General features: G+C 48.9%; 20 protein-coding genes. 9 read left to right on the forward strand and 11 right to left on the reverse strand.

The genetic code is table 11. From position 1 onward, the window contains the following. Positions 1 to 137: 137 nt before the first annotated feature. Complete coding sequence (locus tag K0C01_RS02860) at positions 138 to 1,388, reverse strand: RNA-guided endonuclease InsQ/TnpB family protein (RefSeq protein WP_221170551.1); 1,251 nt, start codon at positions 1,386 to 1,388, stop codon at positions 138 to 140. Positions 1,389 to 1,540: 152 nt separating this feature from the next. On the opposite strand from K0C01_RS02860, the gene K0C01_RS02865 reads away from it, so the two are divergent. Further along, the gene (locus tag K0C01_RS02865; RefSeq protein ID WP_221170552.1) at positions 1,541 to 1,780 is read left to right on the forward strand and encodes a hypothetical protein; all 240 of its coding nucleotides are present in this window, start codon (positions 1,541 to 1,543) and stop codon (positions 1,778 to 1,780) included. Between the two features lie 67 nt (positions 1,781 to 1,847). Here the strand turns inward: K0C01_RS02865 and K0C01_RS02870 are convergent, their stop codons facing one another. After that, on the reverse strand, positions 1,848 to 3,647 hold the full coding sequence (locus K0C01_RS02870) for an ABC transporter ATP-binding protein (protein WP_221170553.1): 1,800 nt from the start codon (positions 3,645 to 3,647) through the stop codon (positions 1,848 to 1,850). A gap of 239 nt (positions 3,648 to 3,886) precedes the next feature. Between K0C01_RS02870 and K0C01_RS02875 the strand changes: the two genes are divergently transcribed. Continuing rightward, positions 3,887 to 4,855 (forward strand): nucleotidyltransferase family protein, encoded by a 969-nt coding sequence (locus K0C01_RS02875; RefSeq protein ID WP_221171179.1) that lies wholly within the window; start codon positions 3,887 to 3,889, stop codon positions 4,853 to 4,855. A gap of 247 nt (positions 4,856 to 5,102) precedes the next feature. Here K0C01_RS02875 and K0C01_RS02880 read toward each other — a convergent pair whose 3' ends face one another. After that, complete coding sequence (locus K0C01_RS02880) at positions 5,103 to 5,291, reverse strand: hypothetical protein (protein ID WP_221170554.1); 189 nt, start codon at positions 5,289 to 5,291, stop codon at positions 5,103 to 5,105. Positions 5,292 to 6,522: 1,231 nt separating this feature from the next. On the opposite strand from K0C01_RS02880, the gene K0C01_RS02885 reads away from it, so the two are divergent. Further along, positions 6,523 to 6,942, forward strand: coding sequence for a hypothetical protein (locus K0C01_RS02885; RefSeq protein ID WP_221170555.1), 420 nt, complete (start codon positions 6,523 to 6,525; stop codon positions 6,940 to 6,942). Between the two features lie 206 nt (positions 6,943 to 7,148). Here the strand turns inward: K0C01_RS02885 and K0C01_RS02890 are convergent, their stop codons facing one another. Together K0C01_RS02890 and K0C01_RS02895 are read right to left on the reverse strand one after the other, a co-directional pair. Beyond that, positions 7,149 to 9,320, reverse strand: a complete 2,172-nt coding sequence (locus K0C01_RS02890; RefSeq protein ID WP_255568362.1) for a transposase — start codon at positions 9,318 to 9,320, stop codon at positions 7,149 to 7,151. Between the two features lie 57 nt (positions 9,321 to 9,377). Then, the gene (locus K0C01_RS02895; RefSeq protein WP_221170556.1) at positions 9,378 to 9,611 is read right to left on the reverse strand and encodes a hypothetical protein; all 234 of its coding nucleotides are present in this window, start codon (positions 9,609 to 9,611) and stop codon (positions 9,378 to 9,380) included. A 241-nt stretch (positions 9,612 to 9,852) separates the two neighbouring features. Here K0C01_RS02895 and K0C01_RS02900 point away from each other — a divergent pair, with 241 nt between their 5' ends. The 5 genes from K0C01_RS02900 to K0C01_RS02915 all read left to right on the forward strand — a co-directional run bounded on the left by K0C01_RS02900 (position 9,853) and on the right by K0C01_RS02915 (position 14,708). Next, positions 9,853 to 10,797 carry a UDP-glucuronic acid decarboxylase family protein gene (locus K0C01_RS02900; protein ID WP_221170557.1) on the forward strand — a complete coding sequence of 315 codons (945 nt, stop codon included), beginning with the start codon at positions 9,853 to 9,855 and terminating at the stop codon, positions 10,795 to 10,797. After that, positions 10,794 to 11,975, forward strand: coding sequence for a glycosyltransferase family 61 protein (locus K0C01_RS02905; protein ID WP_221170558.1), 1,182 nt, complete (start codon positions 10,794 to 10,796; stop codon positions 11,973 to 11,975). The genes K0C01_RS02900 and K0C01_RS02905 overlap by 4 nt, the downstream gene beginning before the upstream one ends. Positions 11,976 to 12,171: 196 nt before the next feature. Beyond that, complete coding sequence (locus K0C01_RS12680; protein WP_255568363.1) at positions 12,172 to 12,297, forward strand: hypothetical protein; 126 nt, start codon at positions 12,172 to 12,174, stop codon at positions 12,295 to 12,297. A 467-nt stretch (positions 12,298 to 12,764) separates the two neighbouring features. After that, positions 12,765 to 13,922 (forward strand): glycosyltransferase, encoded by a 1,158-nt coding sequence (locus K0C01_RS02910; RefSeq protein WP_221170559.1) that lies wholly within the window; start codon positions 12,765 to 12,767, stop codon positions 13,920 to 13,922. Positions 13,923 to 13,973: 51 nt separating this feature from the next. Next, positions 13,974 to 14,708 (forward strand): hypothetical protein, encoded by a 735-nt coding sequence (locus tag K0C01_RS02915; protein ID WP_221170560.1) that lies wholly within the window; start codon positions 13,974 to 13,976, stop codon positions 14,706 to 14,708. A gap of 90 nt (positions 14,709 to 14,798) precedes the next feature. On the opposite strand, the gene K0C01_RS02920 is transcribed toward K0C01_RS02915, so the two are convergent. The 5 genes from K0C01_RS02920 to K0C01_RS02940 form a co-directional block, all read right to left on the reverse strand. Beyond that, positions 14,799 to 15,032 carry an SET domain-containing protein gene (locus K0C01_RS02920; RefSeq protein ID WP_221170561.1) on the reverse strand — a complete coding sequence of 78 codons (234 nt, stop codon included), beginning with the start codon at positions 15,030 to 15,032 and terminating at the stop codon, positions 14,799 to 14,801. A 104-nt stretch (positions 15,033 to 15,136) separates the two neighbouring features. Further along, positions 15,137 to 16,393, reverse strand: coding sequence for an RNA-guided endonuclease InsQ/TnpB family protein (locus K0C01_RS02925; protein WP_221170562.1), 1,257 nt, complete (start codon positions 16,391 to 16,393; stop codon positions 15,137 to 15,139). A gap of 70 nt (positions 16,394 to 16,463) precedes the next feature. Further along, positions 16,464 to 16,823, reverse strand: a complete 360-nt coding sequence (locus K0C01_RS02930; protein WP_221170563.1) for a hypothetical protein — start codon at positions 16,821 to 16,823, stop codon at positions 16,464 to 16,466. Between the two features lie 298 nt (positions 16,824 to 17,121). Continuing rightward, entirely contained in the window at positions 17,122 to 17,835 is a 714-nt protein-coding gene (locus tag K0C01_RS02935; protein ID WP_221170564.1) for a hypothetical protein, read from the reverse strand. A gap of 99 nt (positions 17,836 to 17,934) precedes the next feature. Further along, positions 17,935 to 18,921, reverse strand: coding sequence for a GDP-mannose 4,6-dehydratase (locus K0C01_RS02940; RefSeq protein ID WP_221170565.1), 987 nt, complete (start codon positions 18,919 to 18,921; stop codon positions 17,935 to 17,937). A 361-nt stretch (positions 18,922 to 19,282) separates the two neighbouring features. Between K0C01_RS02940 and K0C01_RS02945 the strand changes: the two genes are divergently transcribed. Continuing rightward, complete coding sequence (locus tag K0C01_RS02945) at positions 19,283 to 20,518, forward strand: outer membrane protein assembly factor BamB family protein (protein WP_221170566.1); 1,236 nt, start codon at positions 19,283 to 19,285, stop codon at positions 20,516 to 20,518. A 158-nt stretch (positions 20,519 to 20,676) separates the two neighbouring features. Here the strand turns inward: K0C01_RS02945 and K0C01_RS12955 are convergent, their stop codons facing one another. Next, entirely contained in the window at positions 20,677 to 21,612 is a 936-nt protein-coding gene (locus K0C01_RS12955) for a flagellin (RefSeq protein WP_221170567.1), read from the reverse strand. Positions 21,613 to 21,651 lie beyond the last annotated feature (39 nt).

The following is a 21,651-nucleotide window of genomic DNA, read 5'->3' on the forward strand; positions in this document are numbered from 1 at the left end:
ATACGTCTTATCGAGTTGTTTCTGCCAGAGACGAACTATGTCGCTGTGCTGTTTGATGCTGTCGCGTTTCGAGTATACAAAAGCTGGTGCTGCGAAAGAATAGCAGCATCTGGATAAAGCAGTGAACCGCCTCGGGGTCAAGCCCCGAGGCTTCCCGTTTCAATGACGCGACTTGCAGGAACCGATGAAGACCGGCCTCCATCGGTTTCCACAGCGGTCGCAGTCTCCACGGGCGTGACTTTGGCGTGTCCCTTACCTAGTTGTTCAAGACCGCGAGAAAGAACATTGTACGACGCATTCGCATCTCTGTCCACCTTGAACCCACAACTCGGGCAACTGTGTTCTCGTACCCACAACGGTTTCTCCGTTTTAACGCCACACTCAGCGCACTCTTTGGTTGTTCCTGCAGGGTCTACTTGCACGACGTGCGTGCCGTACAAGTCGCCCTTGTACTCCAGCATCTCGATGAACCCACGCCACGCAGCGTCCTGCTTGTTCCGCGCATTCCCGCGCTGTTGAAGCATTCCCGAGGCGTCCAGATCTTCAACGAACACGGCGTCGTACGTCCTGACGAGCCACATGGAGAGCTTGTGCTGGAAGTCTTCGACCTTTCGCTTGATTCGACGCTTACCTTTGGCGACCTCCCGGCGTTGGTTCGCCCAGTTGTTGCTCCCGTGTTCCTTGCGAGAGAGACTGCGCTGTTCTCGGCGCAAGCGGTCGTACTCGTCGGAGAGGTCGAGCCAGTCCACGCTGTCTCCATCGCTCGTATATATGTAGTTCTGGATTCCAAGGTCAACGCCAACGCAATCTTCCACGTCTAGGTCATCTACGTCGGGTTTCTCGGGGAGAGCGGTGTCTTCAACTTCGAGGCCGAACGTGACGTACCACTCACCCGTTGTCTCTTTTTTCAGCGTCACCTCTTTGATGTCTGCGTTGTCGGGAAGGGATCGGTGGTAGCGGATTGGGATGTCACCGATTTTCGAGAGCCAGAGCGTGGCAGTCTGGCCACTCGTGTTTTTGAGTTCGAAACCGGACTGCGAGTATGTCATGCTCTGGTACTCTCGCGGTGATTTCCACTGAAGTTCACCGACCTTGTATCCCTGCTCTTTTTTGTCTGAGAGGCTGCTGAGGTTGTTGTAGAAGCGTTCGACGGTTTTCTGCAACGCCTTCGAGTGGACTTCTTTAAAGACGGGCCATTCGTCTTTCCACTCGGTGAGACGTTTTTGGTGTTGGTACGCGGAACCGATGTTGTCTTCGTCGGTGTCGAGGGTGTTGTATTCGTAGCGGGTGTGGTTGTAGGCTTGGCGGTGAATGTCGATGTGGCGTTCCGCTTCCGCAGTTATACCTGTTCGGTTAGGATAGGCGCGGAAACGGTAATCGTACCACATCGTTGTACCGTGATTATTGGTATGTTTCGACTTAATCGTTTGGTTCACGAGCTGTCGGCTTCATCCACAGGGTCAAGCCCCATGACATTCGCCTCGACAGCCTGTAAAATTACGTTGCAGCAGCTGCAACTGGTTTTTAGGGAGTTTTACAGATGTCAAACACGGAATTTGGCGTGTCCATTGCGGATGAACTCCTCGAAGAATTGGATGAACTGACCGAGGAGTGTGTGGATCTGCAAGCAAGCCGTTCAGAGGTTGTTGAGGCGATTCTGACAGCGTACTTCCAGAGTGATGTTGACCACAAGGCACGAGTCCGCAAGCTCATCATCCCCGCCGAAAAGAGACTCTTTGAAGAGTTTTCTTTCCGTTGCAGCGGCTGCAATCGATTCTAAGCCAGTATCTTCACAAAGAGTGAGAGACTGCACCACTAGCCTTTAGATACTCGAAACGCGACAGCAGTCACTGAGATTGTATAGTGTACAAGCTCGCATACTGTCCATCATTGTCAAGCAATTCGTGATGTGTCCCTTCCTCAACGATTTCACCATCTTCCATCGTGTAAATCCGATCTGCATTCTCAACCGTTGAGAGCCGGTGAGCAATTGCGATCATCGCATAATCACGGTCCATCTGCTCGATAGCACGCTGAACCTCACGTTCGAGATGGGAATCAAGATCACTGGTTGCTTCATCTAAAATGAGCAGATCAGCATCGGTCAACAGCGCACGAGCCAAGGCAACCCGCTGTTTCTGTCCACCGGAAAGACGGACCCCGTCATCACCAAGTTGGGTATCATATCCGTCTGGCAGATCATCAATAAACTGATCAACTTTGGCAATCCGACAGACACGATCAATCTCGGCTTCGGTTGCATTACGATTACCAATCGTGAGGTTATACCGGAGCGTATCATTGAAAATAAACGGATCCTGGCGGACAACCGCAATCCGATCTCGCCAGCTATCAACATCCATGTCTGTAATCCGATGGCCATTTGCCCGAATTGCACCACGATCAGGATCATACAGCCGTGCCAATAGGGACACAATCGTCGATTTACCGGCTCCGGACTGGCCAACAAAGGCAACAAACTCGCCTTTCTTTACGTCGAAGTCAACGCCGTTGAGGACTTTCTCATCTTCTTCATAGGCGAAGTGGACATCATCGAATTCGACATCTCGCACCTCATTTGGTGCTGGCTCACCGGATTCACGCTGTTCAGCGCGCTCATCAAGATCATCAATAAACTGCTGGGTCCGAACTAAGTGTGGCAGATGGTTTTCGATCTTGTAGTAGTATTTATTCAATTTACTTACTTTCGGTCCCATCTGATACATAGCAAACAAGAAGACACCAAGGGCACCGATTGAAAGATCCGCAACGGTAAGCGCCAAGTAGATTAGCACGAAGACCGCCCCAGCAACACCAAGATTATAGAAGTTATCCAGAATTGCTTGGTTCCGGCTCTGTCGGATTTTATACTCTGTGTATGTATCAACAGCGCCTTTGAAGTCTTGATACAGTTCCTCGGCAAGATTAAAGAGTCGGACATCCCGAATACCCTGTGTACCAGCCTGTGCGGTTTCCTGACGACGTTCATTTGCCTGTGCAACAATTTGTCCAAGATCATAGCCGGGCTCAATAATTCGGCGTAAGAACACGGTCAGAAAGCCGAGCACACCAACTGCAAACAGTGTAAGCCATGGTGATATAACGACTGCAACGGTCAAGTACACGAAGACCAAGAACAGTTTCTCGAAGAATCTGACGACGTATCGAATCACCTTTGCGCTGTATCGTGTTTCAGTAATAATGGCGTTAAGAATATCATCGGATCCTTCTTCATCGAAGTACTCAACTTCTGCCTCAATTGCATTATCAAAGGCACGCGTCTGCAGATCACGGATATAGTAATTCTGCAGCGCTGCCTGAAACCACGCAACAAGAAAGCTCGTTGTATACCGGACGGTCATGACCACAATGACACCAAGGATGACATAGCCAAGTGTAAATGGAATCCCAAGCGTCTGATAGGCAGTCACGAAGTATGCCATGAGTCCGTCTGCTTCTGCAACCGGATCATCAAGCTGTACAATCTCGATGACCGGCATAATGAAGCTCAGTCCAATGCCCTCAAGTGCAGCTGCAAGTAGTCCCAGCCCGATAATCAGAACAGTAAATTTGGGATCGAACTTGGCAACATCAAGTAACGCATTGATTTTCTCCTCACGTGAGACGGACTCAGTATCGTCAGACATACAGCAATTGTTAGGAGTTGAACGGTCAACGAAAATAATACCACCGGAATGATGCCACGAAATTCAATTCCGTCCGGGAAGCATCTGGGCAACACCACTCTGCCAGAAAGATATGCACACAACGACACGCAACAAACAGATATATGCTGTAAAACAGTATTTTCAACAGCGTGACCGCCGGAATGTGCATTCAGTGTCAATCAATAAGAATTTGAGGGACAGGTATGAAGGTAGAAAGTATGGATGCAGTGGTGCTTGCTGGTGGATATGCAACACGGTTGTGGCCAATCACCCGACATCGGCCGAAGATGGTACTCCCAATCGGAGAAACAACAGTCATTGATCGTGTACTCAGTGATCTTGAAACAGATGATCGCATCTCGTCTGTGTATCTCTCGACCAATGCACGATTCAAAGACACATTCGAGGCGTTACTGGCAGACCGTCCATACACAAAGCCGGTCCTCTCAATTGAACAGACAACTGCAGAAACAGAAAAACTGGGTGTCATCGGAGCACTGGCACAGCTCATCGAGCGGGAATCAATCACAGATGATCTACTCGTGATCGCCGGGGATAATTACATTAGCTTCAGTGTCTCTGCGTTTCTTGATCAGTTCAACCAGACAGGGCAACCGACAATTGCTGCATACGATGTTGGCTCAACACAGCAGGCACAGCAATATGGCGTAATCGAAACTAAAGATGGACAGCTCACAAACTTCGAAGAAAAGCCGGAAAGTCCGGATAGTTCATTGGTCTCAATTGCGTGCTACGGATTTCCGAGCGATGTTGTCTCGCTGTTTGACACATATCTCACAGACGGGAATAATCCAGACGAGCCGGGATGGTTTATCCAGTGGCTCTACCAGCGACAGCAAGTAGCCGTGTTCACATTCGATGAGGCGTGGTTTGATATTGGAACGCCACAAGCCTATCTTGAGACTGTTGCTCATCATCTAAACGGCGATGTGCATGTTGCCCCATCTGCAACTGTTAAAGATAGTGACCTCAACGAAAATGTCCATGTCATGCCAGGGGCAACAGTGACTGATAGTTCGCTCGAGCAGTGCGTGGTCTTTCCAGAAACTGAAATCCATGACTGTGATTTAGAGCAAACGATTGTCGATGAGCAAGCACGACTGCAGAATCTCACATTGACCGGATCAACCATTGGAGCACACTCGGAGGTATATGGGGAGCGGTAAAGAAACGTTGGCCTGAGAAGCGTCCAATAGCGTACCTAACTTGGCTGGAGGTGCACAAGTCTGAGTTCTTTTCACCGTTGAGGCCATGGTCGTTTGTCTCGCTACCGTTGTACTTTTTCTCGCCCTTCCTGATTCAGAAATCCATCATCCCGGCCGGTCTTCCGCTCAGCAAGCGCATCTTGAATTCCTCAGCAGAGACGCCTACAAGTTCGGCTGCTCGATTGAGGCTTATGGCTTCTGAGCGGTATTATTCGACGGCGACAAACAAGGGAAGCCTCGGACGCTGCCGGAGCAATTCACGAACCGTATCTGAGACCACAGCATCCTCATCTTCATATCCGCCAAGTGCCGCAATTGTTTCGATGTTCATATTCATCGCGTCTAATTCCGATGGATATTGTGGTAAGTTGTGCTCGTCTGCCAGTATCTTAATCATGTTTGTCCCACGGTAATGATAGAACAGTCGCTGTCGGTCCAGTGAAATAAGCCAATGGTATCGTGTCTTTGGATTCAAGACGACAGCGAGTTAGTTTATTTACACGAGTAAACCATTGATATTAGTCATGCGGAACCCCCGTTCTTTTGTTTCTGCTGTTTCCGCTGATGATAACTATTTATAAGTTCCCCCCACCCGTCATTTCCGCTGTTCTCGGAGATAAACAGAAGTAGGGTTAAATTTAGAAATGGGTGTAAGCATGTTCTTGACCTGCTCCCCCGACTGGCGGGGGTTTTCGCCTGTACCACCTGTAGTCAAGCGATGTTTTCTTGATTATCATCAGAGTTGCTAAGTTCATGAGATATCTCTTCTGAGGAGCGCACTAAGGACCGTTTTCTGCTCTGATTCGAACGTCGCTCTGGCTACTTGAGTAATAATAAGATCATACTTTGAAGTACGATTATCAAAAGCCGGTTATTCACCCAATAGCATAGCTCAAATGCCAGATTTTATAACAGGATCTCCTTTCTGTAGATCCTGATACTGAGACAAGAAATGCAATCTCTATGATTCATTTGGTTGCCACTCAGGAATCTCACCGTCATAGAAATCTGACTGTGTAGGCAAGGCACCTTCTAACGAGACGACGGCGAACAGGGTGTCAACAATCTTCTGCAGGAAATTGACCACCAGTTTGTTCACTCAACAGCCGAAGCAAACGTGCGAAGCAGAGTCCTTTAGCAACGATGGCCAGCAGTCGGACACTTGTGAATGAGTTAGCGTACAGTGGATCAGTATTCTTGTCGTATAATAAATCTCGCTACATGACTAGATAATCACATGTAACTCGCTTTATAAACGCGTGACATAAGTAAATTTAAACTCTGTTTGGTTCCCTGTTTTCTTTCAAGCAGAATGCCAACCGGGAAGCTAAGAAGGTTCTCAAAAAACATGAATAAATATGATACACGCACAGTATTTCATTCTGCCTTCAATTCTATCGTATCATGGGCAAGTGATCGGTGGAGCCGGACTAAAAACCAAATTAAGTATAGGAAATCTTACCCAAGTCCGTATAAATTGATCCGCATTGATCCAAATAACGTAGATTGGTTGATTGTCCCTCGTTACATTAAGCCCGATAAGTATAAAACCTATATTCATGCAGGTGACTGGGATCAAGCATATTCCGACGAAGTAGTTCATTATATGGGAACTTCAGAAGGATACGATGATCGTTCATCTCCAAAACTCATTAACTTTGAAAATTTTACATTCTGTACTTCTCTTGAGAGACATTTCAAGGGATAATGTACCGTGGGAAGAAACAGAGATTTACAATAAGTTGATGTCCAGAGATATCTCAAGCAGATATGATAGTGATGATAACATAAAAGCTAGATTAGGCGAAGTGGATGTACTTCATAATCAAGTTGATGAGAACGGATACATGTCTCAGCGACAACTGCAATATAAAGATGATACTGCTTTTTCGCCAACAGAGAAAAGTCCACCTGAAAAAGAAGAAGTTCTTGTAAACATTGGGCGAGACGGTGAAATTATATTCTGTACTGGGCGGCATCGCTTCTGTGTTGCCCGTGTGTTAGATATTGATCAGATCCCAGTGAGGGTTCACGTCAGGCACCAGTAGTTGAAAGTACACCCCAAATACGGAACGTATTCTGGCCCACTTGATGCAGTTTACTGTCCCAAAACGAAGCTGGCAGCGAAGACTCTTCTCAAATGTGAGTTTTATCTGATAGCTCGGGGTGAAATTAGCGACGAAACGCGAGAACAGCCGACCGTTGACGAGTGCTGCGGCTCACCGTTTTGCTACCACGAGAAGCGGTTCAGACGCTACCCGTAGTCCACGTCCGGGAACTCCAGGTCCAGACTGAGGCCGCTGAGCACGCGCCGGTCCAGCTCGTCCAGGTAGGTGTTCTGCTTGACCACAATCTCGTCATCATCGCGGTCGGGGCTCTGGTCGGCAACGGCTGTGTTCAGCATCACCCAGCCGTTGTACAGCAGGTTCTGCATCATCCAGAGGAACCGCCGGTAGCCGAGGTCTCGGGACCGCGTCTTGGCGGCAAACTGGCTCTTCTTGTCCCGGAACGCAGTCTCGACGCCCCAACGGTCCCGGTACAGGCGACCGATTCCCCAGGCCGACCCCTCAGGATCGTGGGCGATGGGATTCTCGTCCGGGTCAATACCGGCGCGATCGACGTTCTTGCTGGTGATGATGCAGAAGTAATCGATCTTCTCGCTGTCCTTGTGGGACTCTTCGACCATCTGGTCCAGCGTCATCTGCGCGTCATCCAAATCGTCATCTCCATCATCGAAATCATCGAGCGTCGTGTCCGGCTCATCGTCCCCGTCACTGTCCTTCTTCTTGTGGTCGGGGACGCTCTTGAAGTCCTTCTCCAGGCCGACGAGCGTCGTGTCGTGTGTCTTCCGCCGTCCGTCGCTGATCACGGTCCAGTCGTTGTCCCAGTCAGCGCGACCTTCGAAGTCCTTGACCCGATCCTTCACCGACTCCGTTGCGCCCTTCCGAAAGCTGTAGTGACAGCCGCAGTGCCGGATGTACCGCAGGATCTTCGTGTCTACGAACTCGGCGTCTGCCAGTACTGTGTCGATGTTCACGAGCTCCCGAGCGCGGTCGAGGATGTACTTCACGCTTCGGAACTGGTCGTTCACGGGCAGATAGGACAGCGTAGCGATGATGAACGCCCGACCGTTGATCTTGATGGTCCCCTGGAGTTCCTTCCAGGCGTAGCCAGTGTCGAGATGTGACTGCTTGTGAAGGCCGATCGGCGGCGCGCTGTCAACCGAGGAGTGACGGCTGTGATCGTGTGTGGTGTAGTCGATCCGCAAATTGAACGTCTCGTCTTCCTCGATCACGTCCTCTTCTTTCAGCCAGTCGATCTGCCGCTCGATTGCTTCCTCGGTGCGCAGGTGCCACGTGGCCGTTTCCCCTTCGGAATTGAGTGGGTCGATCGCCCAGGCCTCTTCGTAGGCTTCGCGGAGATCTCCCTGAACGAGATTCTCGTCTACCAGCTCGTGCGCAGGGAGCCACTTCGCCCCGTATTTGTCCTCGTTGTCCCAGTCGTAATCGGGGATCTTCTTGCGCTCGACGTTGCGAGCGGTTCTTCGGAACGTCTGCTGCTTGAAGAGATCCCACTCCTCACTGCCGTCCTCTTTCTCCTCGATCAGGCCGTAGTCCTTCCCCATCCGCTTGATGCCCTGCTGTGCGTACTCGTTGCGCCGACACATGTGGGCTGCAGCATCGGTGATCAACCTGTCGTCCCACTCCTCGGAGTCATCGCGGTCATAGGAACACACGTCGCGGATGATGTCCGCCTGAATCGTGTAGGCATCGTCCTTGATCTCCTGCTCCAGCTCCCCAATCGGGTCGCTCTCCCCATCACCCTCAAGCTGGAAGTCCTGTACCAAGTTCTCTCGGACGTTCTCGGCAGTATCCACGTCGTACTCTTCGCACTTCACGGCGATCTCGGCGGCGCGGTACCGGATCAGATCGCGGAAGTTCGGCCCGACACGATCCCACCAGTTCTCCCGAAGGGTTCGCTCGCTCGGTGTTTTGTCCGGCGCAAACCGCAGTTGCTCGGCAATCTTTGGATCTTCCAGTCTCTCTTCGAGCTGCTCCCAACTCATCACGGAGTAGCCGTTTGACGGCGCGACCAGCCGGTAGACCCAGGCGTTGGACATCGAGCGAATATCGTACGGAGAATTCGAGTAGCGATCGTCTCGGTCCGGGACTACGTCCAAAAAAGTGGTCCCAAGCACGTCGGCAACAGAGTCATGCCGTTCTGATAACAGATCACGGACTTTAGCGGTCTTCTCCGTAAGTTCCTCAAACTCCTCGGGGAGCTCGTTGTTTTCGGGATCGAACGGCTCGCGGACTTCCCACAGACTCTGGCATTCCTTTGTCTCGATAATCTTCTGCGATCCCGAACCGTCCCCGGTTAGACAGCTATCGCCGCCGCGAGCGCCCGAACCGGGGCCGTTCTGCATACACGGCAGAACGTCCTCGTGGCTTATAAGTCTGCTCCGCGTGGAGCGCGGGCGACGTTACTTCGGAATCCAGTAAGAGACGCGATTCTCGCCGTGCTTCTTCTTGCTGATCTTGCCGTCCTCAACGAGCGTGTTGAGACGGCGCTGCACGGTCCAGCGGCTGGTATCCTCGAAGGTGTCAACGATGTTAGAGACACTGTAGGGCTCGCAGGGATTCATTTCAGCGTACACCTGCTCGGGCGGCGGTTCTCCCGGCTGCCTGGGCACACTATTGGCTTGCGAGTCGGCCATGATTATACTTGCCCCATGTGGGGTAACGTACTTCATTCTTCCCCGCACAGTGCATAATAGGGTGCTGCCTCGTTCTGCACCACGTGGATCAACCTGGAAGTATCTATACCACATAGGAGATAATGTGGGCGCAAAAGGTGCTCAAGACCATTATGTGAAGGATACAGAAGTCCTGTAGAAGCACAAAAACGGCTCAGTAATGTTAATAAGTTTGATTTGAGATGAGATACACGACATAGATATGACTCACCGTGTTTTGATTACAGGCGGAGCCGGTTTCCTCGGCAGTCACCTGTGTGAACGGCTCTTATCTGAGGGGCACGAAGTGATTTGTCTCGACAATTTCGGCAGTGGCCAGCGAGATAACATCACAGAGTTCGAAGATCATCCTGCGTTCACAGTCGCTGACCGAGATGTTCGCATTCCGGGCTCGCTTCCGTCTGTGGATCGAATCTACCATCTCGCATCACGAGCGTCGCCAGCTGACTTCACGGATTTTCCGGTCAATATCGCGCTAGCGAACACACAGGGGACGCGGCGATTACTGGACCACGCGCGGGCGTGCGATGCACGAATGGTTTTTGCCAGCACAAGCGAAGTGTACGGTGATCCTGAGGTCCACCCGCAGCCTGAAACCTATACAGGCAACGTGAATATCCGCGGGGTTCGAGGCTGTTACGATGAATCCAAACGATTCGGAGAAACGCTGACTGTCGCGTATCAACGGAAGTACGATGTCGATGCCCGCACAGTCCGTATCTTCAATACATACGGTCCGCGAATGCGTCCTGATGACGGACGGGTCGTCCCGACGTTCGTCACTCAAGCGCTTCGTGGTGAGGATCTCACAATCTACGGTGACGGTGAGCAGACCCGCAGTTTCTGCTACGTAGACGATCTCATCGAGGGCCTTGTCTCACTCATGCGGGTTGATAATCCTGAACACGATGTCTACAACATCGGGAAGGAGAATGAGCGGACAATCAAGGAACTAGCGCACGAAGTGCTGGATCTGACTGATACTGAGTCCGACATCGTCTACGAACCGTTACCTGAAGATGATCCGAGTCAACGCAGACCCGATATTACCCGTGCCAAGACAGAATTGAACTGGGAGCCTGAAATACCGCTTAGAGAGGGACTAGCCAGCACGATTGCCTATTTCAAACGCCACACACAAATATGAAAGAATTATTCTATAAAGGGTTGAAAAATCCGCATAAGGTACCCCCCTTTTTGATCCGTAAGTCACTAAACTATTATACCAGGAATAAATATTCAAACTTAGTACACGATTCCGCTGAATTGAAGTCTGTCGCTAATAACTACTGGGAACTACCTGATAATACTGATGGGCTGAATGCTTCACTAGCCGAAAGGATTGCTCCAGGCGGAGATAGCGTTCGTATTAAAAAGACGCCAAATTTTGTTTTCACAAACCCGTTTGTTTGTGAAGTAAATGATGTAATCTTATCGGGGCCATATGCAGCAGGAAAAACCCCACAGGGAAAATACATCGAAGATATGATTGGAAGACCAATAAGTCATGGAAATCGTTATTCGCAAGTCAGTAGAACAATCACATCCGAATGGAATCTGTATAAAAAGACCACCCAACCACAGTCTGTCACACAACTTGCTACCGCCGCAGTGATTCATCGAGCGAGTGGTTCTCAAAATTTCTACCACTGGATGATTGACCACATACTCAAACTACGGGCGATTGAATTCTATGAAAGAAAGACAGGTGATGATGTGAAATTAATTGTATCAGAACATATTCCCGGTTTTGCGAGAGAAGCTATTGATTTGCTCGGGTTCGGAAACCATTCAATAATCGAATGGAAAGAAAACAAAATGAGTGTCGATAAGCTCATTGTACCTTCATGGCCTGACCCAACTCCCGGTAATCTGCATTGGATCGAATCAAAAATCAGATGTGAGACAAATGAGTTTGGTGATAAGGAGTGGGTGTACATCTCTCGCCAGAATGCTTCCCGAGGAAGAAAAGTTGCCAATTTCGATGAGCTGACACCGATACTGAATGACTTCGGTGTTGAGGTGATCTATTGCGAAGAATATTCACTAGAAGAGCAGATTGAATTGTTCCGATCAGTGGACGGAGTTATTAGTCCACATGGTGCTGGACTGACCGGTATGATTTGGACGGATTCGTTGTCAATAATAGAGTTATTCAACGGTATAGTTAAAATGCCATTCTACGTCTTAGCAGATATTCTTGAGCATGAATATTCCTATTTAATCGGTGAAGCAGTAACTGATCAAAACCATAGAGGGGTTAGGGACCGTGATTTGGTTATTGATCCTGACAACTTTGAGAACATTTTGGAAAAACAATTATAGACGTGTATGCCGAAGGCCACATACCTTCGGCCAAGTGAAATGTTCGACTTTTGTATGTAGAAGCGAACGTTTTAGCCACTCGCTCCCGCCCTTGTTCATAAGCTGACTACGACAACCAGCGCCGATACAATAAACTCGAACATTTCGTGGTTGAAGCCGGATCAGTCGAAGCGATGCGTGATGCCGCTCACAATGGATGGCACGGACTCCACGAGCACTCGTAACAGTACTGTACGATACCGGGCTTCGCCGTGCTGAGCTAGCAGCCCTGGATCGTGACATGGTTAACCTCACCGAAAGAGAGTTCCGAATCCCAGCCTGAATTCAGAAAAATCATTCAACTAGAATATATTTCTCCGGACTGCTACACCGAGCCAGAGAGCGATCGGGCGAGGCAACTGCACCACTCGGGGTGAATTTTAGGTAAATCACCACGTGGTTCAGAATAGCATTAAAGAATTTGAGAAAAGGGATTCGTATATACGAAAACAAAACCGAAACAAAATGGCGAGAAATGATTACCAATCGACAAAGCTGGGTTCCGGATTTGGCCCGTTTTCAACTACTGAGGCACAAACAATGGCAACAACTCCGAAATAAAGTCTACAATAACGGAATATCTGAGGAGTACGAAACATTGCGAAGCCATCCGGATTTACAGGATATAATTAATTGAAATCGACGAAGTGTCGAACATATACCCCATTTTGAAAAAACAATAATAGCATAGCAGTTCAGTTCTATAACAATCCAAAAAGGCTTAATCTTCAGAGTATCACATCTGGATAGATGAATGTCTCATATGTGTATCACACAGACTGGGACCCCGCACGCCCGCACGGAAAGCAAATTATACATACTATCAATGGTTTAGCAAATCAGGAAAACAAGATTTCGCTTTTTACACCAGCAGCTCCAAACCAATTTCTGGATGAAAATCAAGTTGATTTGAACGCGAACATTCAGACGCTACCAACAGCGCGAGTAAATGCATATGCCGGTCGGTTTGATAACTATTCTAGGAAGTATATCGATCAGTTTACTTACTATATGTTCGCAACGTTTGCATCGGTTCGACAGGATCTTATTTTTACACGTGATTTTAGGTACCTCAAATTTCTTCAGTATCTCCCGTCATCACTTTATCCGCCGGTTCTGTATGAAGCACATCAGTGTTACTCAGGTTACGATGAATTTTCAAAGAAAGAAGAATACACGCGATTACAGGAGGCAGACCGGATTATTACTCAAAGTCCAGGAGTTGCAAAAGACATCAGAGCACTTGGGATTGAGGTTGCCGAAGTAATTCCAAACGCTGCCCCCCAGTCGTTTGTTCCAGAGGAACCACAGGCCGAGCTTCGGGATCAGTATGGTTTCAATCAAGAGTCAACTGTGATTATATACGCAGGGAGTTTCTCACAGTGGAAAAATGATCTTGAGTTGGTTGTTGATGCAGTAAGCAAGCTTGTGACCGACGATACTAACGACGCTACTAATATTGAACTTGCATTTGTGGGAGGAACAGACGAAGAGGTCAAAGAACTCGCTGAATACTGTAACACAATCTTACCTGACAGCATTCGATGTCATCTATTTGGCCGTGTTCCGCATCGATCCGTATTTAGATATCTCAAGGCCGCTGATATTGGCGTAATTCCACTCCGAAAAACAAGTCAGGAGGCAACAGAATACACGTGTCCAATCAAGCTTTTTGAATATCTAGTGAGCGGGTTACCGGTCGTCTCGTCAAATGTTCCTTCAATTAATCTGTTATGTGACTCAGAAGATCCGGTAAGTACATACACCCCTGGCGATTCGACAGCCTTCGCACAGGCAGTCCGTGACGCAATGAAAGAAACTTCGTCGTCCGTTGAGACAAGTAAATATACTTATGAAAATCGGGCCAAGCGACTCAATGAACATCTACAGGCCACTACAAGCAAGTGACTGAGAAGAGTTAGGTGAGACAAGCATCAGAATAGCGTATAGGTATTATATATGAATCAGATAGAATTCATTGGACCTCCGGGAGCAGGAAAATCCACCTTACATGCAGATCTAATCGAGCAGAATAACTTATTCGGCGGTGTTGATGATGGGGCGATTGATCGACTAATACAGGAAGATCACCGACTCTATCAGTTGTTCTATCGGATGGCCTTCGGGCGGATACAATCTACCTTAAAATGGGAGTTGTTTTATCATCGTTATCACCGAGACGCATTCAGACGATACATAAGCGAAAATGTGGCCGCTCTCGATATTGTACCTGAAATCTCACGTTGCGCGACACGAGCACCAGAAGAAGCAGTCCTTTTTTACAAGAAAACAATCGAAAACTATCAGTTGGCAATAGACTCAAAAATGCCACAAGAAATATTCTGCTGGGACGAAGGATTTGCAATGGCAGCAGTTGCAATCCTTTGGCGAGCAGAGAGCAATAACTTTCCGTTAAAAAAGTATTTTCAGGGAATACCAACACCGACAGCATTGGTATATGTCGATGCACCAAGAGAGGTATGTCTGGAACGCGCTAACAGCAGGGAACAACAAACGTTGAGCAAGGGGTGGATTAACGACCAGCAACGTGCATATGATCGACATCAAACAGCGTGCGAGCATGTAGTTGAGACACTATCCGATGAAGTCAAGATAATACACGTCAAGAATACTGGATCAATCAAAAAAACGTCTGAAGAGGTTTCTACAAAGTTAGATGACATGCTTGAGTAGTAGTAACGGCTGCAAAACCGATGTGGGTTGATTCACAGGACAAAAGTAGAATACCGGTGCGCTCACAAGATCATGTTAATCTGAGGTTAATTAAAAAGAGTTGATGACATCCTGCATATCAGGGTGTGCACGAAGATCTGAGAAGGAGCCGAGAGAGGAGGTGTTCGACTGGTTCTGAAAAAAGGAATCACGAAGGTGTTGCCACTCTTCATGCCGACAAACAACATGGACGGGAACAACATCTAAGTCAAGAAGTTGAGCGATTGCAAGCCGATAACGACCGTCCCAGAGGTAAATTTCTCCGTCCTGATTAATGACTGTCAAAATGCTCAATTTCTGCTTATACCCGATCGATCCACGATATGTAGGGCCAGTGTGATTAGCCTGATACCCTTGATCTCGAATTGTCTCATACAGTTGGTCTTGAGCTACCCACCCGTGAACGGGTGGGATTCAGCGTGGACTCCCGTTCTGGCCTCAGTTGAGGCAGGAGGTTCATACGCTCCATTCACGTTCAGCGTCCCGCTGTTCAAGCGCACGCCCAAGGGTGCGCCTCCGTCGCCGCCAGTTTGGTTGCGACGGAGATACCGCAAACCGATGTTTTTCGCGGCATTGTAGTCGGCGTGGTTCTCGTACCCACACTTTAGGCACTCGAACGACTCACCCTCACGGTTGTCCGGGTGCGTAAACCCACAGTGTGAACATCTTCGAGACGTGTTCTCAGGGTCTACCTGCTCCACGTCGATACCGTATCGTTCGGCTTTGTATTCGACGTATTCGTACAGGCGGTTGAACGCCCATTTGTGGCCCCACGACGCGCCAGTGCGCTCACGAATATCGGTCAAGTCCTCGAACGCGATTACCAAACATTCGTGTTCACGAGCTTCAGCTACCAGCTCATTCGATATACGGTGGAGTGTCAACTTGAACCGGCCTTCTTCCTTCCGACCGACAGCCTGCATATTCTCGTGTGCCCACCGTGTTCCGCACTCTTGTAGGTCGCCACGCCGTTGCTCGTATTCTCTGCGCCAGTGGTCGAGCTCGTCACCCGTCCAGAACGTACCCGTTGAAGCAACGGCCAGATTGTTCACACCGAGGTCAACACCAAGCACCGTTCCGTGCGTGGTCGTTGCCTGTTCCGGCGTGTCAGACTCCACATCCTTCTTGCAGTGGATGTGAAGCATCCAGTTACCGCTGCTGTAGTGTAGCTCTGCCCCTGTCGTCTCGTATTCGTCCGAGAAGAAGTATTCTGCGTGGGGCGTGTCACTGTCCCCGTCTGGTAGTACGTAGTCGGCTTCGATGCGACCGTCTGTGGTGGCAAGACTCACGTACTCATCGTGAAACGTGGCCGTGCGGTGGTCGTAGACGACGTGTGGACTGGTAAAGGTAGGTTTCGATGCCCTCTTGCCGTTCTTCCAGCGTGCGACGACGCTTTTGCAGGCTTCGGCGGCCTTGTTCCGAGCGGCCTGAACTAGTCCACCGTTGAAGCCGTCCGTTTTCTCGCGCACGTCGTCGTAGGTTTCGTCATCCAGCGTGGTTTTGCTGGTGGTAACGTATTCGCGCTCGAACGCATGGTCTACGACGTACTGAGCGCACCACAGGAACGTGTCTACGGTGTCTTCGAGGAGTGCGGCGTCGTCACTGTCCACGTCGAGTTTGACCGGGACAGTACGCCGCACTTTCATATGTTATATGTAACGGCGTAGGTTCAAAAAAAGTTGGGGGAGTGGGCCGAGCGTTTGCCGGTAGATTGCCTCAATAGCTTACGGATTCATCCAACCCCTGAAGGGGTTGGTTTTCTCCTGCATTTCTATAAAACAGACATCGTTGTTTGAGTGTTTGCTGATCAGTGGAGCCACGTAGTTCCTGATAGTATATCGTATCCGACCAATCATATCCTTTCGTAAAGCGTTGTACAAATCCGCGCTTGACATAATTTTCAGAGAAAGAGGAGCGGAAATGAGAAGAAGAGTTCCAAACAGCAATTTGCCCAAGGCCTCCGTTCCATGTATGGAGTTTATCGATTACCGGAGTCTCTCTACTAAAGTCCCATTCAATAGTATGTGGATCGACATGGATGAGGCGGTATGGGTGAGCAGGTGCAGTATAGTTCATTCGGTTAGTAAGCCAATTCCGTCGCGTAGCCGTTCGAAATTTTATTTCTCGATACAATTCGCTGGCAAGAAACTCATTGTATAATCCCCGGGGCCTTGGCTACGAAGAATGTCGAATGCCTGCCTGGCATAATATTTCATTATCCAAGTTCTTTCTGCTCCCATTTCAAGTTACTTGCGACAAAAAGTGCCAATACAATTGTATAAATATTGAAACGCTATAGATAGCAGACAGTTTGGGTTTAGTACATCGGAGCCTGGAGTTCTTCGGATCCTACTGATGAGAACAACACGTATGCCTACAATTGAATAGGAATAATTCCTCGACTATCGTACCCACCATCCCAGTCTGCATGTTCAATTTGAACAATTCCCGGCACCGTATCAATACCGAGTAACTTGGCAACTGCCATCCGGTGACGACCAGATGCACAGTAGATTGGATTGCCATTGCGATCAATGGCAACACGCATTTCATCAGGGACAGAAACACCTCGAACAGTACGGGTCCACTCCTGATCAACATGTGACCGATACCCGTTTTCCTTCATGTCGGTATACAAATCATCGATACTACGACAGTGGTCCTGCAAGTCAGCAAGCGTTTTACAATTATTGTCTGCTCGCTTGCCGTTCTCGATTTTGGTCTCTGCCTGCTGGTATAGTGGCGTTGCCTCCCACGGTTTGTTCTGCTGATAGCGTAGTTTGAGTGACTGATACACCGGTTGTTCAGTGAAATCCTTCGTCATCAAATCCCAGTTACCGCGTAACTCCCCAAAAACGGCATCATCACCACGAACACTAAATGGGAACCACTGGATTTTGTCAAATGCATCAACATCGAGTTCAATGATTTGCATGTCATATGACTGCTCAGGCGTGAAATTCCAGTGCTTTCTCAGTGCTTGTTGATGCGTCTGTTTGCGATCAAGCACGTAGAGTAACGTTACAAAGGCAGTATCAACGGCAGCGTTACGCAGCACATCAACAGCGGATTGCAGTTTCCAGTTCATCGATCACGTGTACGAAGTTAAAATGAAAATAGCAAGTGGGCATACATATAACCCGTCGTTCAGCTCCCAATAGTAACTCTATCAGAACACAATGATCAATCAGGAGTTCCGGACAAGCGGATCATACCAGTCTTCGTTAGCACGATACCACTCGATAAACTGCTCAACACCCTCCCGAATGCTGACTGTCGGCTCATAATCAAGCAGTTCACCAGCCTTTGTGACATCAGCATGGGTGTGTTCGGCGTCACCGGTGCGTGGGTCATCATACACGAGTTCAAGTGACGGGTCAATCGCATCACGGACAACCTCCGCAAGCGTCTGAATATCGATGTTATCTGAGGATCCAATATTGAGAATCTCGCCATCAGCACGATCATCCGTCAGCAGCTGCTTGTTGACACGTCGGACATCATCAACATACGTGAAATCACGGGTCTGCTCACCATCACCGTAGATTACTGGCGGTTCACCATGCAGGCACCGTGAAACAAAGTTCGTCATCGCCATGTTTGGCCGCATCCGTGGGCCATAGACCGTAAAGTATCGCAGCGAAACAGTCGGTAGCCCGTAGACTTCATTGTACACACGAGCGTACTGCTCGGTTGCCAGCTTTGAGACACCGTATGGTGAGACTGGCTCGGTTGGATGGTCCTCATCATATGGCAGATACTGTGGCTTACCATACACAGACGAGGAAGACGCAACAACAACCCGGTCAACATCATGCCTTCGGGATGCTTCAAGGACATTCACCGTTCCGGTGACATTGAATTCATTTACTTTGGCTGGTTCTTCGACACTTTTTCGCACCCCGGCCTGTGCAGCCTGATGATAGACAACATCTGCATCAGCGATCTGTGCATCAACCATCTGCTCGTCTGTGATTGACTCTTTAATCAAGGTATACGAGCCATCACTCTCGGCAGCGGCAGCACGTGCAGCCTCGACGTTGTGTTCTTTGATACCCAGATCATAATACGGGACAAACGTATCGATCACGGTCACATCATGGCCCTCAGCTGCAAGCTCTTCGGCGATATGGCCGCCAATAAATCCTGCACCACCAGTGACTGTTACCTTCATTGTCACATGATTCTAGAGAGAATTGCTAAATCTTTCTGGTTTAGACAGGTGTGACTATTCCAATTGTTATATCAATTAGCCCAACCGTCGATCAGTCACAGGCTGTCTTTCGGGTTTGTCGCTGACCTGAATTCTACTGAGGGATATACTGGATTCTGCAGCAGGTATACAATCCGACTCGCCAGATCATTCGTCGTTTTTCATCGGTCCAAAGAGACGTTTACCAGCGTCAGCCGAGGTCGTGCTCTCCCATGAATCACGGTCAGTTGTTGCCGTCTGTATCTTCGAGTTCGGTTTGGGATTAACTGCTAATATGAGATTACCAATAACACTGATAATTATGTAGGCTCTCAGATATGATATGGTCGCAAATAAGCGTCCCGGGAACATACTCTGGAAATCAAGCAAACGACGCTGGGAGGACTCTTCGCCGACAGTGATTGGCAATACCGTTATTGCTGGCAGTAAAAGCGGCATATACGCGTTTAATGTTGCTGACGGAACACGACGATGGCAACTACAAACAGATGGAGCCGCGACAACCGCACCAATGGTTGTCGATGGAACTGTCTACATGGCAGATACAAGCGGATCAATCTACGCTGTCGATTTGACAGATGGGACAAAACAGTGGCAACTGGATATGGATGTTGCAATGCATGGGTCACCAACAGTCGTTGATGACCAGCTGTATATCGGTGACATGGATGGCGTGCTTCACAAGGTCGATATTGGAACACGAGAATCACAGTGGGAGTGTGAAGCCGAAGGCGCAATCAACAGCTCACCCGTTGTTGTTGATGAAACGGTCTATGTCTGTGCCAAAGACAGCACATTGTACGCCATCTCGACGGACCATGGTACAGTTGAATGGACCGCATCAGCAGCCCGATCAATGAATGCATCACCGACATTCTACGATGATATGGTCTATGTCGGCAGCATGGATAACGAAGTACACGCGTTTGATGCCGAGACTGGTGAAGAACAGTGGGCAACTGGCGTCCGGGGAACAATTCAATCAACGCCAACCGTTACTGATGAGGCAGTCTATGCAACAAGCGTTCGTGAACTGTATGCACTTGACCGAGACACTGGTGAAAAGCAATGGACCTACTCACTGAAGGGCAGTGTTTCAGGATCACCAACCGTTGCTGGTGGCAACGTGTACATTGGCAGTGAGAATACCGTGTTTGCGATTGACGCAGAGTCTGGAGAAAAGGCATGGGTCAACAGGATCGGTGGTCGACTGACATCAACTGGAAAGATCAAGTCATCGCCCACGGTGGCTGACGGGGTTGTCTATGTCACCAGTGATCGGTCACGAATGTACGCACTCAAGGCCGGGGATGGTGAATTTGACAGCAACTGTTCACGTGTGCTGCTTGGCACGCTTGGCCACCACGAGCGACTGGTTTCAACGGATCCAGCAGACATAACGATTCCTGACAACTCAAGCGAAGAGTCTGACGGAGGAAACCCAGCAGCAAGTGAAAATAGTGATGAGACAATGGAGTTCTGTCCGGAGTGTGGTACAGATATCTCCGCGTATGATAATCCAACGTACTGTCACAGCTGTGGGACAAAATTAGCGTGAGATAGAGGATAAACCGGACACCGGTAAATATCTATCTTAAAGCCATTCATAAGTAGAACAGAACAACAGGCACGTCATTTTTATCTACAAGCCAGACTCTTAATCAAGGTCCAGCATATTATCACACAAAAAGAAAAGTTGGGAAAATTAATTCGTCGTTACGTCAGGTCAACGATGTCCTGACCGTCATCACCATCGATAAGCTGTGGTACCTCAAGAGTAGCAAAGGTGTCACCACCACCGGCAGCTTGGAACGTTAGCTCTGCGTCATCTCCCTCAAACAGAGCGTACAGTTCTTCACCAATGGCGTCTTCACCATTGTTAGCATCGAGAGTGATTGAAATCTCAGCGGTATCACCACGATCAACTAAAACATTGTTGTCACCGACACCAACGACGCCCTCAACTGCAAAGGTTGGGGAATCATCAGCGTCAGCTGCTTCTTCTGAAACAATAGTTTCGGAGACGCCGCCTGCCTCATCAAGATAGTCAATGGTCATTTCATCAAGGTCAATTGGTCCGGCACCGGCCTGTGGGTTAACGGTGGCCGTGAGATTAACTACGCCGGTCTCTGGTGCTTCGCCAAAGAAGTCATAATCAATTTCATCAATTTCATCTTCGCTCTCGATGTCAATGTCACCCTCAGTACCATCGTATTCGAGGTCTCCGTCTGTCGCCTCAAAATTATCTTCATCCAAGTCTCCTAAATTACCAGAGTCATCAAATTCGAGTTCGGTTAGCTCCGTCACAAACCGATCAGTGAATGCAGCATCTTCATCATCAACAACACTGCTTAGATTGTCATCAACTCCCAGTGTTGCAGTGTCGCCAAGGTCAATGCCATCTTCAGTATCTGTGTCTTCTTCTGTTGGGATATCATCAAGTGAGCCAACGATACTAGAGACATCAACACGATCAGTTACTTCACTTTGCGACTCGTCGCCGGTATCTTCTGCAGTTTCTTGCAGGAACCCGGCGGTATTAATCAGAACACCCGCGGCAATAGCAGCCACTAGGACCATTGCAATGAATACGATCAGTGTCCCAATGCCCACCTGACCACGGTCGTTTTCGAATGACAAGTCAAGACTCATAGTTAGGTCATATCCCCCTGTGTTTCGGGGATACATGTG

It is taken from the genome of Salinarchaeum sp. IM2453 (assembly GCF_019693215.1).
Taxonomy (GTDB): Archaea; Halobacteriota; Halobacteria; order Halobacteriales; family Salinarchaeaceae; genus IM2453.